Annotated in this window: 9 protein-coding genes and 1 tRNA gene; 4 read left to right on the top strand and 6 right to left on the bottom strand. The window is 50.3% G+C overall.

The window, feature by feature from the left end; genetic code table 11:
- The coding region (locus ACZ25G_RS09075; RefSeq protein ID WP_463682223.1) for a TIGR04076 family protein at positions 1-219 on the top strand (219 nt) is incomplete at its 5' end.
- Between the two features lie 50 nt (positions 220-269).
- Here ACZ25G_RS09075 and recG read toward each other — a convergent pair.
- From recG to ACZ25G_RS09060, 3 genes are read right to left on the bottom strand one after another with little or no spacing between them, the layout of a single operon-like run.
- The gene (gene recG, locus ACZ25G_RS09070) at positions 270-2,294 is read right to left on the bottom strand and encodes an ATP-dependent DNA helicase RecG (RefSeq protein ID WP_463682222.1); all 2,025 of its coding nucleotides are present in this window, start codon (positions 2,292-2,294) and stop codon (positions 270-272) included.
- A gap of 59 nt (positions 2,295-2,353) precedes the next feature.
- Complete coding sequence (locus tag ACZ25G_RS09065) at positions 2,354-4,003, bottom strand: DAK2 domain-containing protein (RefSeq protein WP_463682224.1); 1,650 nt, start codon at positions 4,001-4,003, stop codon at positions 2,354-2,356.
- 48 nt (positions 4,004-4,051) lie between these two features.
- Positions 4,052-4,405 (bottom strand): Asp23/Gls24 family envelope stress response protein, encoded by a 354-nt coding sequence (locus ACZ25G_RS09060; protein ID WP_191482404.1) that lies wholly within the window; start codon positions 4,403-4,405, stop codon positions 4,052-4,054.
- 239 nt (positions 4,406-4,644) lie between these two features.
- On the opposite strand from ACZ25G_RS09060, the gene ACZ25G_RS09055 reads away from it, so the two are divergent.
- Positions 4,645-5,550 (top strand): shikimate dehydrogenase family protein, encoded by a 906-nt coding sequence (locus ACZ25G_RS09055; protein ID WP_463682221.1) that lies wholly within the window; start codon positions 4,645-4,647, stop codon positions 5,548-5,550.
- Between the two features lie 107 nt (positions 5,551-5,657).
- Here ACZ25G_RS09055 and ACZ25G_RS09050 read toward each other — a convergent pair whose 3' ends face one another.
- The 3 genes from ACZ25G_RS09050 to rny all read right to left on the bottom strand — a co-directional run bounded on the left by ACZ25G_RS09050 (position 5,658) and on the right by rny (position 8,433).
- Entirely contained in the window at positions 5,658-5,918 is a 261-nt protein-coding gene (locus tag ACZ25G_RS09050) for a stage V sporulation protein S (protein WP_191482402.1), read from the bottom strand.
- A gap of 101 nt (positions 5,919-6,019) precedes the next feature.
- Positions 6,020-6,787, bottom strand: coding sequence for a TIGR00282 family metallophosphoesterase (locus ACZ25G_RS09045; protein ID WP_191510386.1), 768 nt, complete (start codon positions 6,785-6,787; stop codon positions 6,020-6,022).
- Between the two features lie 95 nt (positions 6,788-6,882).
- Positions 6,883-8,433, bottom strand: a complete 1,551-nt coding sequence (gene rny, locus ACZ25G_RS09040) for a ribonuclease Y (protein ID WP_191482400.1) — start codon at positions 8,431-8,433, stop codon at positions 6,883-6,885.
- 772 nt (positions 8,434-9,205) lie between these two features.
- Between rny and thrS the strand changes: the two genes are divergently transcribed.
- Both thrS and ACZ25G_RS09030 read left to right on the top strand, forming a co-directional pair.
- Positions 9,206-11,149 carry a threonine--tRNA ligase gene (thrS, locus tag ACZ25G_RS09035; protein WP_463682220.1) on the top strand — a complete coding sequence of 648 codons (1,944 nt, stop codon included), beginning with the start codon at positions 9,206-9,208 and terminating at the stop codon, positions 11,147-11,149.
- Between the two features lie 192 nt (positions 11,150-11,341).
- Positions 11,342-11,417, top strand: a tRNA-Lys gene (locus ACZ25G_RS09030).
- Positions 11,418-11,498 lie beyond the last annotated feature (81 nt).

Here is an 11,498-nt window from a genome sequence, read left to right as displayed (position 1 = left end):
GCCAAGCCTGACGGCTTTTGCGATGAGGCCTGGAAAGCCATCTATCAGTATGTATTCGCTCTGGCCCATGGCGCTGGAGACGGTCTTTTCTATTACGGCGACTGGATCAGAAAGCCTGGCGTTGCCATCTGCAGCTGTAACGACGGCCTGCGTCCGGTCATCATGAAGCTAGAGGCGACGGATGAGGAATCCGCCATCGATTATGTGCCGGTGCGGTAAATCCATCGGAAAATAAAAAAGCGCTTCGGTCATCCGAAGCGCTTTTCTTTTTAATCCACTTCCCGCATCATCTTTTCCACCTTGGAAAGCAGCGTTTTATGTTCCGGAAGGGAAAGGTCTGGATCAGCAGAGAGAATTTCCCGTGCGGCTTCCTGGGCTCTCTGAAGCACTATGGTGTCGGTGAGCAGGTCGGCCAGTTTTAAGGTGGGAAGGCCATGCTGCCTCACCCCGAAAAAATCGCCAGGGCCTCTCAGATTCAGATCCTCCCTGGCAATGGCAAAGCCATCGTTTGTCTTGCACATCACTTCCAGCCGCCGGCGGGTCAGCTCTCCCCTGGCGTCACTGAGCAGGATGCAGTAAGACTGATCTTTGCCGCGGCCCACCCGTCCGCGGAGCTGGTGCAGCTGGGACAGGCCGAACCGTTCTGCGTTTTCAATCATCATAATCACCGCATTGGGCACATCCACCCCCACCTCCACGACGGTAGTAGAAACCAACAGCTGCATATCCCCGTTTTTAAACCGGGTGATGGCCTCCTCTTTTTCCTTGGATTTCATCTTTCCATGGAGAAGCCCCACCCGATAGCCTTTGAAATAGCGCTCCTCCAAAAGCTTTTCATAATCCGTGGCTGGTTTTAACCCGCTTTCCCCGTTGGCCTCCACCAAAGGACATACAATATAGGCTTGACGCCCTGCATCCAGATGTTTTTTGATGAAGCCAAAAGCCCGCATCCGCTTATCGGAACCTATACAATAGGTCAGCACCTTCTGCCGGCCTGGAGGCAGTTCGTCGATGACGGACAGATCCAGATCGCAGTAGATCGTCTGGGCCAATGTCCGGGGAATGGGGGTCGCGGACATGACCAGTACATGGGGATGATCCCCCTTATTCATAAGGCGTACCCGCTGGGCCACGCCAAACCGATGCTGCTCATCGGTGATGACCAGCCCCAGCCGGTGAAATTCCACCGTGTCTTCGATGATGGCATGGGTGCCGATCAAGAGGTGGATTTCCCCTGCTTTGAGCTGCTCCTGAATCTCCCTGCGTTTTGCCGCTTTGGTGGAGCCGGTGAGCAGCTCCGCCACAAGCCCCAAGCCGGACAGTACGGGAGCAAGGGTCTCATAGTGCTGGAGGGCCAGGATCTCTGTCGGCGCCATCAAAGCCGACTGAGCCCCGTTTTTGGCCGCGAAATAGATGCAGGCCGCCGCTACCATGGTTTTGCCCGAGCCCACGTCTCCCTGGACCAGCCGGTTCATTGGCACCCCTGTGGTCATATCCCGGCAGGCCTCTTCGATGCTCCGGCGCTGCGCTCCCGTCAGGGCGAAGGGCAGGCTCTCATAAAATGGCGCCAGAGAAACCTCTTGCATGGGCCGGGTCTTTAACCTGCGGTTGCGGTTGCGCACCCGCAGAAAGGCCAGCTGGCAAAAAAGAAGCTCCTCAAAAATCAACCGGTTTTTGGCAATCTCCATGGCTTCCCGGTCTGGCGGAAAATGAATGTTCTGGACAGCGTAGGATTTATGGCAGAGGTGATATTTCTTCCGCAGGTCTTTTGGCAGAGGGTCTTCCAGCATCCCCTTCATTTCATCCAGCGCCTGGCGGATATTTTCTCTGATAAGTTTGGAGGAAAGCCCCTCGGTCAGCGGATAGATGGGAATAAGGCCCTCCCCTTCTCCCAAGCGGAATATCAAGGGAGAGGCCATCGTCCTCTTGGTGAGAGTTCCTTCTACCTTGCCGTAAAAAATGTATTCCTCACCGATTTTCAGCCCTTCCACCGTAAACTTGGTGTTGAAAAAGGTGATAACCATGTCGCTGCTGTGATCGGTGACCACCACCTTGAATAGGGAAAGGCCCCTGCGGATGCGCTGTTCTCCGGTTTTGGAAACTACAGCGGCGCGGACAGGAACTGCCTCTTCTCGGGGCGCCCCAGCGATGGAGACAGGCTGGGTCAGATCGATATAGGATCGTGGGTAATGTTCCAGCAGGGTAGCAAGATCGGTAATCCCCAGCTTCTCATAAAGCTTGGCCCGCTTTTCTCCCACTCCCTTCAGATAGCGGATATCTTTATGCGGTTGCATCCTTTCCCCCCTTGAGCAAAAAAGGAGGGGATTTCCCCTCCTTTTGATAGGTAAAGTGGTTATTCCACCGAAATCATGTAGTAATACACCGGCTGGCCGCCGTTAATCAGTGTCACCTCAATGTCGTCGGGAAGCTTGGCCTTCAGCGCTTCCAGCACCTCCTCGGCTTGCTCATCGGAGACATCAGCGCCGTAGTAGAGGGTGACAAAGCTGGAATCCCGATGGAGCAGGGCCCGGGTCAGTTTGATCAGTGCATGGCTCAGATCCTTGTCGGTAAAGGCCAGTTTTCCATTATCAAGAGCCAACAGGTCGCCCTTTTTGATATTGTGGCCGTCATAATCGGAATCCCGGGCCGCAAAGGTAATCAGACCTGTCTCTACCCTTTCGTATGCCTTCATCATGGTCATCTGGTTGTCTGACACATTCAAATCCGGGTCAAACGCCAGCATTGCGGCCACACCCTGAGGAATGGTCCGGGTCTGCAGCACGTAAACCTTCCGATCTGCGAGCTTGATGGTCTGTTCCGCAGCCATGATAATATTTTTATTGTTGGGCAGGACAAACACATTCTTGGCCGGCGTGGCATGGATGGCCTTGAGGATATCATCTGTAGAGGGATTCATGGTCTGGCCGCCGCTGACCACCTGATTGACGCCTAGGTCAGAAAACAGCTGGCTGACTCCATCTCCTACCGCTACCGCCACAAAGCCAAACTCAGTATCAGGATCCACCGCCACATAGGTGTCCTCTTCCTGTTCCTTTTTGGCGGCCGCCTTCTTGCCGGCAAATTGCAGACGCATGTTATCGATTTTAATATTGGTGAGCATTCCATAGCCCAAAGCATGCTGCAATGCCTTTCCTGGATTGTCGGTGTGGACGTGAACTTTGATAATATCATCGTCATCCACTACGACCACACAATCGCCAATGGATTCCAGGTAGGCCCGCAGCGCCAAGGGATCATTCTGATTCTCTTTGCTGATGATAAACTCTGTACAATAGGTATAGGTGATGTCCCCTTCATAATCGCCAATGGCGTTGGATGCTTCCGCCTTGGAGGCGGCCGCCTTTTCCTCTTCTTCCTTAGAAGGGATCATAACACCATCCCGGAAGACGCTCATCATCCCCTCAAAGATGATCACCAGTCCCCGGCCGCCGGCATCCACGACACCGGCTTTTTTCAGCACCGGAAGCATTTCCGGTGTCTGTGCCAGAGCGTCCTCAGCCGCAGAACATATTTCCTGCCATACATACACCGGATCATTGTTTTCCTCCGCCGCTTGGGCAGCCCGTTCCGCAGCCAGCCGGGCCACCGTCAGAATGGTTCCCTCTGTTGGCTTCATCACCGCTTTATATGCCGCTTTGACCCCCTGATCCAGCGCAGCAGCCAAGTCCCGGCCGTCGGCCTCCGTCTTTCCGCGCAGTCCTTTGGAAAGGCCCCGGAAAAGAAGCGACAAAATGACGCCGGAGTTTCCTCTCGCTCCCCGCAATAAGGCGGAAGAAGCCACCGAGGCCACCTCACCAATGGCGCCAGGGCGATCCATCACCGCAAGTTCTCTGGCTGCCGATGAGATGGTCATGGACATATTGGTTCCTGTATCCCCATCGGGCACGGGAAACACATTCAGTTCATCCACCTGCTGTTTTTGATTGACAATATGATTAGATGCCGAAAGCAATGCATCTCGAAATATCTGGCCTGTTATCACCGTGATCAGCACTCCCTTTAAATTCAGTCCGATTTCCTCTCCCCAATGTCATTCAGCCTTCATACCGTCGACATAGACGTTGACTTTGAGCACATCCAATCCGGTAGCGTCCTCAACAGTATATCTGACTTTATTGACAATACTTTTGACAATCGCGGCAATATTCAGTCCGTAGGTCACGATGATATGCATATCAATGGTCAATTTGCCGCCGTTTTGGCGAATCCTAATTCCTTTGTCCGGCGCGTCTTTTTTGCTCAGCAGAGAGCGGAACCCTTGGGATGGCGTAGAGTTGACCATGCCCACAACGCCGAAGCATTCCGAAGCAGCTTTGCCTGCCAAATTGGCAATAAACTCCTGGGAAATCTCAATGGTTCCCAGATGATTCTCAATTTTGATCATAAAAGCCCCTCCTCACTTCATTTGATTCCAGATGGGGAATTTTCATAAAAATACTGCGGAAATATTCTTATATATTGTACCAACTTTTTGCAGATAAATCAATTGCTCACAGGAGAATTCTTCCATTTCATCTATTTTTTCCGCCTTGTGCCTATAAAAATTCTGCCTTATAATGAAGGTATGCTCTGTATATAGGATTTTTGCAGAAATTATTCTTGATGAGAGAGGAAGGTTTTACCATGCGCCTTAAATACGATGTGGATACCAAAATTTTGTTCCAGATCGGAGACCCGTTGGACCGATGCTGTGCCACCTATCTGCATAATGCCTTATATGAATTTTCCAATATCAACGCTGTCAACCTTTCTGTTCCCGTACCTAAAGGAGGCCTTGGCGATTTTGTCAAAGCCGCCAAGACTATCCATGCCGCAGGCTTTGACCTGACCATGCCCCACAAAACCGATATCATCCCCTTTCTGGACGAATGCGACCCGGCGAGCCGTGCCTTTAAATGTGTCAACCACGTCAAAATTGCCGATGGACGTCTTATCGGCGTTGGGCTGGATGGAGCGGGAATGGGGCTCTCCCTTCAATACGAGATGGGGGATATTTCCGGACGGCACGCATTGATTATCGGAGCCGGAGCGGTCGCCGGCCCCATTGCCGCTGACCTGTGCAGCCGAGGGGTTAAAAAGTTTACCATCGTCAACCGCACCCTGGAAAAAGCACAATATGTCGCCGACACCCTCCGGAATATTTACGGTGTGGAGACCTCTTTTGGACCCTTTAGCGAAGAGTTTCTCTCCTCCGTCGCCCCAGAAATCTCCCTGGCTGTCCAATGTACCTGTCTGGGAGGAGGCTCCCATTGGGGCCAGTTCCCCCACCTGGGTTTTATCTCCCGCCTGCCTAAAAACTGCATTGCGGCCGATGTCCTCTACCCCACCACCGATTTCCTAGAAGAAGCTAAAAGGCAGGGGCTTCCCACTGTCAGCGGCAAAGGGATGCTCTATCAGCAGCAGCTGGCCATGATGGAGTTTTATTTTGGCGTCAAACTGGGGGCAGATGCCTTGCAGGAAGCCAAGGAGGCGCTGGAGGTCGCCATCGCTATGCGGACAATCCGTAATGAAAAAATGAAAGAACAATAAAAAGTTTTATAAAATAAGGGTGGGGAATCAAAGATTCCCCACCCTTGTTTTCTGTTCTTTTTTGATGCTCTCTTCACTTGCAAGAGGATGATTTTCGGTCTTTCGTCCTACCTTGGCTCAACAATAAGCTTCATGGCGGTCCGTTCTTCCCCATCAATTTCCACATTGGCGAAAGCTGGAATACAGATCAAATCGATTCCGGCGGGAGCCAAATAACCCCTGGCAATTGCCACCGCCTTGACCGCCTGGTTGGAAGCCCCAGCCCCAACTGCCTGAACTTCCACCGCGCCTTTTTCACGAATGACACCCGCTATCGCACCTGCAACTGAATTTGGTATGGATCTTGCTGAAACTTTAAGAATTTCCATAATAATCCCCCTTGCCGTAGCTATAGCTGTTATACAAATCCGCAATTAAATAATAGCGTATTTTCGTGCAAATTGCAAGAGTTCGAGGAAATAATCGTTAATTATTGAATGTTTAGTCGAAAAATTTTGTCTGTTTTGCCGTTTTTTTCATCAATTTCGAAAATTACACCGCCTAATTTGCACGGATCAGTTCCATTTTCGAAGCGTACGGGAAGATGTGTGCGCATTTTGTACAACGCAATTTCAGGTTTGACACCCAAAACGGAGTGAATCGGGCCGGTCATCCCCAGGTCGGTAATATAGCCGGTACCTTTGGGGAAAATGGCCTCATCCGCTGTCTGCACATGGGTATGGGTGCCAAATACAGCGCTCACCCGTCCGTCTAAATGGTAGGCCATGGCAATTTTCTCCGCCGTGGCCTCTGCATGAAAATCCACCAAAATAATGGGAGTGTCTATTTTCTCCAAAATCCTGTCAACGCAGTCAAAAGGGCTCTCCACCGCATCCATATACACCTGACCCAAGAGGTTGATGACCGCCACCGAATGAGGAAAAGCGTCAAAAATGTAGTAGCCCTCTCCCGGGGCATCCGGGTGGAAATTGGCCGGACGGATTACGCCGTCCCGCCGTTCATAAATTTCATAGCACTCTCTGCGCCGCAGGGCATGGTTTCCGGTAGTGATTACATCAGCACCGGAAGAAAAGAGAAATTTAGCCGAAGGTGTCGTAATACCATTTCCCTCCGCCGAATTCTCTCCATTGACAATGACCATATCCAAGGCATATTCCTGCCGCAACCTGCTGATCTGGGAGCGGAAGAACTCACAGCCCGCTTTGCCGACTACATCACCAACCGCTAGTATCCTCATGTTTATCCCAACCTTTTTGAATGCCGGTTACGAGCCCAGCCTTTATTGTCAAATAAAAAGAGGGCTGGAAAACCCGGCCCTCTTTCCTGCTCAAATTATTTCGCATACTCGATTGCCCGGTTTTCCCTGATCACATTGACCTTGATCTGTCCAGGGTATTCCAGTTCACTTTCAATCTTTTTCACAATTTCCCGGGCCATCAAGACCATCTGGTCATCGTTGACAGCATCGGGTTTAACCATAATGCGAATCTCACGGCCAGCCTGGATGGCATAGGATTTTTCAACTCCGTTAAAGGAGCTGGCGATTTCCTCTAGTTTTTCAAGCCGTTTGATATAATTTTCCAAATTCTCGCGTCGAGCGCCAGGACGGGCTGCGCTGATCGCATCAGCCGCCTGTACCAGGCAGGCCACGATGGTTTTGGCCTCCACATCCCCATGATGGGCGGCGATAGCGTGGATAACCTCGTTATTTTCCTTATACTTCTTCGCAATGTCCACACCGATATCCACATGGGAGCCTTCCATCTCATGGTTGAGCGCCTTTCCGATATCGTGGAGCAGTCCTGCACGTCGGGCTGTATTCACGTCGGCCCCCAACTCTGCCGCCATCATGCCGGCAATGTAGGCAACCTCAATAGAATGATCCAGCACGTTTTGTCCATAGCTGGTGCGGTAACGCATCCGGCCTAACAAACGGACCAACTCCGGATGGATACTGTGAACGCCAGTTTCCATAACGGCACGTTCGCCGTCCCGTTTGATTTTGGCCTCCACTTCCTTGCGGGATTTTTCCACCATTTCCTCAATACGTGTGGGATGAATGCGGCCGTCTGTAATGAGCTTTTCCAGAGACAGACGGGCGATTTCACGCCGCACCGGGTCAAAACTGGAAAGGGTAATGGCTTCCGGAGTATCGTCGATAATGAGATCCACGCCGGTCAGGGTTTCCAGGGCGCGGATATTGCGGCCTTCCCGGCCGATAATGCGGCCCTTCATCTCATCGTTGGGCAGCGGTACTACCGACACGGTAGCCTCGGATACATGCTCAGCTGCACAACGCTGAATGGCCAGGGAAACAATTTCCCGCGCTTTTTGATCGGCCTCATCTTTAAGCTGAGACTCCATATTATCAATGCGGACAGCTTTCTCATGTACCAATTCGTCTTCCAGGTTCTGCAACAGGTACTCTTTGGCCTGCTCAATGGTGAAGCCAGAAATCCGCTCCAGCATTTCAAACTGGCGTTTTTTGACTTCTTCTGCCTCTTCCAGGCGATGTTGGGCATCCTGGATCTTTTTCTGCAGGGCTTCTTCCTTTTTTTCGAAGTTTTCCAGCTTCCGGTCCAGGTTTTCTTCCTTTTGATTGATACGGCGCTCCTGACGCTGGACTTCTGAACGTCTGTCCTTGACCTCTTTTTCCGCCTCGGAACGCATCTTGTAAATCTCATCCTTGGCTTCCACCAAAGCTTCTTTTTTCTTGCTTTCTGCTGCTTTTATCGCGTCGGAAACCAGCCGTTTCGCCTCGTCTTCCGCGGACATGATCTCGGCTTCTGCAACTTTGCGTCTATAAGTAACGCCCAGGAAAAAGGCGGCAACACCAACCACAACAGCAACAACAATGCATACAATGATTGTTATGACATCCATGAAACTACATTGAACCTCCTTTGCAAATAAATTTTTCATCATCAAAATTTTGTAATGTATAATGTTTGCAAATTCCCGGGCAGTACCGGAACCATGTGAATTTTTCAGCCATGCCTCGCCAAGAATCATACGTCGGCCGGACTTCTTCTTCCTCCTGTGATAAATCCTTCACAGGCAAACACGTTCTCCACTCTCTACGGATCATATCCGCTGAAAGTCCCCGGAGATCTACCGGGAAACCTTTTATTTTTTGCGTAAAAAATCTACACAAAAACGATACAAATATCACTTTTTGTATGGAAAAAATACCAAAAAGTATAAAAGTACAAATTTATACATTATATATTTATATTATATCCGTCTCAGGCACTATGTCAAGAAATTTGTAGTGTTGACATTGGCTTTTGATCATGCTAATATTATTTTATTCAGAATTTATTACAACTATATACAGAACAACATGTTGATAAGGAAGGTTTGTCCCTATTTCCCCTGGCAGAGAGAGAGCGTCACCGGCTGCAAGCGCTTTTGAGTGGGAGCGGGCAAATTACCACCCTTGGAATGCGCATCAGGTTTTCCGAGTGCGCCGTGAAGTCTCGTTACGGCTCAATTAAGGTGGCGTACCGCAAGGTGCGCAAACTGGGTGGAACCGTGGAGACGCGACATGATACGCAAGCTTCATCCCTGCTGAAGATTTCAGACTGGGATGAAGCTTTTTTGTTACCCTCACACATCATGATGCATGGAAAGATAGAAAAAGGAGTGGATCACAATGATCAAAGTAATGCTCAAAGGCGACGTTGTCAAAGAATACGACGCCGGTATTACCCCGATGGAAATTGCCAAAAGTCTTGGCGCAGGCCTTTACAAAGCCTGCTGCGCAGCCCATGTAGACGGTGTCCTCACCGACCTGCGCACCCCTCTTACCAAAGACTGCAAGCTGGAACTGCTCACCTTCGATGACAAAGACGGTGCATGGACCTTCCGGCACACCGCTTCCCATATCCTGGCACAAGCGGTCAAGCACCTTTTCCCCGAGGCCAAGCTGGCCATCGGTCCTGCCATTGACAATGGTTTTTACTATGATTTCGACGTGGAAAAGCCCTTTTCCCAGGAAGATCTGGTCAAAATCGAGGCGGAGATGAAAAAGATCGTCAAGGAGGCTCTGCCTTTGGAGCGGTTTGAGCTTTCCCCCGACGAAGCCAAGAAGATGATGGAGGAAGCAAACGAACCCTATAAAGTGGAGCTTGTGGAAAAACACGCCTCTGAAGGGGAACCCATCAGCTTTTTCCGCCAGGGAGACTTTGTGGACTTATGCGCAGGCCCCCATCTTCTGGACACCTCCCGGGTCAAAGCCTTTAAACTGACCTCCACCACCGGAGCCTATTGGCATGGTGATTCCAATCTGCCCATGCTCTGCCGGGTTTATGGCACTGCCTTCCCCAAGGCAAGCCAACTGGAAGAATACCTGGCCGCTGTAGAAGAGGCTAAAAAAAGGGACCACAACATTATTGGACGCCAGCTGAAATACTTTACCACTTCTGATATTATCGGCCAGGGACTTCCCTTGCTGATGCCCAAAGGCGCCAAGCTCTTCCAAATCCTCAACCGTTACATTCAGGACAAGGAAGAGTACGAATATGGTTATCTTATGACCAGGACCCCCTATATGGCCAAATCTGACCTTTATAAGCTCTCCGGCCACTGGGATCACTATAAAGACGGCATGTTCGTTCTGGGAGACGAGGAAAAGGACAAGGAGGTTTATGCCCTGCGTCCCATGACCTGCCCCTTCCAGTACCAAATTTACCTCAGTGAGAAGCATTCTTACCGTGATCTGCCTCTGCGTTATGGTGAAACTTCCACCCTCTTCCGCAATGAAGCCTCCGGAGAAATGCACGGACTTATCCGTGTGCGCCAGTTCACCATCTCTGAAGGCCATCTCATCGTCCGTCCTGACCAGTTGGAGGAAGAATTCAAAAACTGCTTAAAACTAGTCAAAGAGGTCATGACCGACCTGGGACTTATCGATGATTTGACCTACCGTTTCTCCAAATGGGATCCCAACGATCGTGAAAAATACGAAGGAACTCCCGAGATGTGGAATGAGGCGCAGTCCGTTATGCGTCAGATCCTGGATCATCTGGAGCTGGATTATACCGAGGCTGAGGGTGAAGCCGCTTTCTACGGTCCTAAGCTGGATATTCAGACCAAGAATGTCCATGGCAAAGAGGATACCCTCATCACCATCCAGATCGATATGATGCTGGCACAGCAGTTCGACATGACCTACACCGACAAAGATAATACCCAGAAATATCCCTATATTATCCATCGTACTTCTTTGGGTTGCTATGAGCGGACCATTGCCATGCTGCTGGAGAAATATGCAGGCGCTCTGCCCATGTGGCTTTCTCCGGTCCAGGCAAAAATCCTGCCGATCAGTGAGCGGCAATTGGATCGCTGCCGTGAGATCCTCAAGGAGCTGCGGGCTGCCGGTCTGCGGGTAGAGTTAGATGAACGCAGCGAGAAAATCGGCTACAAGATCCGGGAAGCACAGCTGGAAAAGGTTCCCTATATGCTCATTGTAGGCGACAAGGAGGCGGAATCCGGGACAGTTTCCGTCCGTTCCAGAAAAGAAGGAGATCTGGGCGCTATCCCCACCGATATCTTTATTAAAATGGCGCAGCGGGAAATTGAGACCAAAGCAAAATAAGAAAAGCATTTCTATCGATAACAGGCCGGAAATTTTTCCGGCCTGTTATTATTTTTTCTTTTCGGTATATACTAAGAATGCCCTTTTCTCGGGCACTTTAAAAATAAAAATAAAAACTGAAATTTTGTGTTGACTTTTGGAATTTTTATTGGTATAATAATCAAGCGTTCTAAAACAGAATAGCGGTGAGATGAGCCATTAGCTCAGCTGGCAGAGCATTTGACTTTTAATCAAAGGGTCCGGAGTTCGAATCTCCGATGGCTCACCAAAACACACACAGTCCGAACAATGCTGTTGTTTATATTTTTGTTGATGGTTTGTTCGGCTGTATCTTTAGCAGGGATTAAGT

Source organism: Zongyangia sp. (genome assembly GCF_965361945.1).
The sequence above is the reverse complement of the archived record's forward strand: the minus strand, read 5'-3'. Positions and strand labels throughout refer to the sequence as shown.

What these genes read in the sequence shown, in the direction of transcription:
- recG (WP_463682222.1), bottom strand. Translation starts at nt 2,294, where the DNA reads ATGCAACCGCATAAAGATATCCGCTATCTGAAGGGAGTGGGAGAAAAG.
- ACZ25G_RS09060 (WP_191482404.1), bottom strand. Translation starts at nt 4,405, where the DNA reads ATGATCAAAATTGAGAATCATCTGGGAACCATTGAGATTTCCCAGGAG.
- ACZ25G_RS09055 (WP_463682221.1), top strand. Translation starts at nt 4,645, where the DNA reads ATGCGCCTTAAATACGATGTGGATACCAAAATTTTGTTCCAGATCGGA.
- ACZ25G_RS09050 (WP_191482402.1), bottom strand. Translation starts at nt 5,918, where the DNA reads ATGGAAATTCTTAAAGTTTCAGCAAGATCCATACCAAATTCAGTTGCA.
- ACZ25G_RS09045 (WP_191510386.1), bottom strand. Translation starts at nt 6,787, where the DNA reads ATGAGGATACTAGCGGTTGGTGATGTAGTCGGCAAAGCGGGCTGTGAG.
- rny (WP_191482400.1), bottom strand. Translation starts at nt 8,433, where the DNA reads ATGGATGTCATAACAATCATTGTATGCATTGTTGTTGCTGTTGTGGTT.
- thrS (WP_463682220.1), top strand. Translation starts at nt 9,206, where the DNA reads ATGATCAAAGTAATGCTCAAAGGCGACGTTGTCAAAGAATACGACGCC.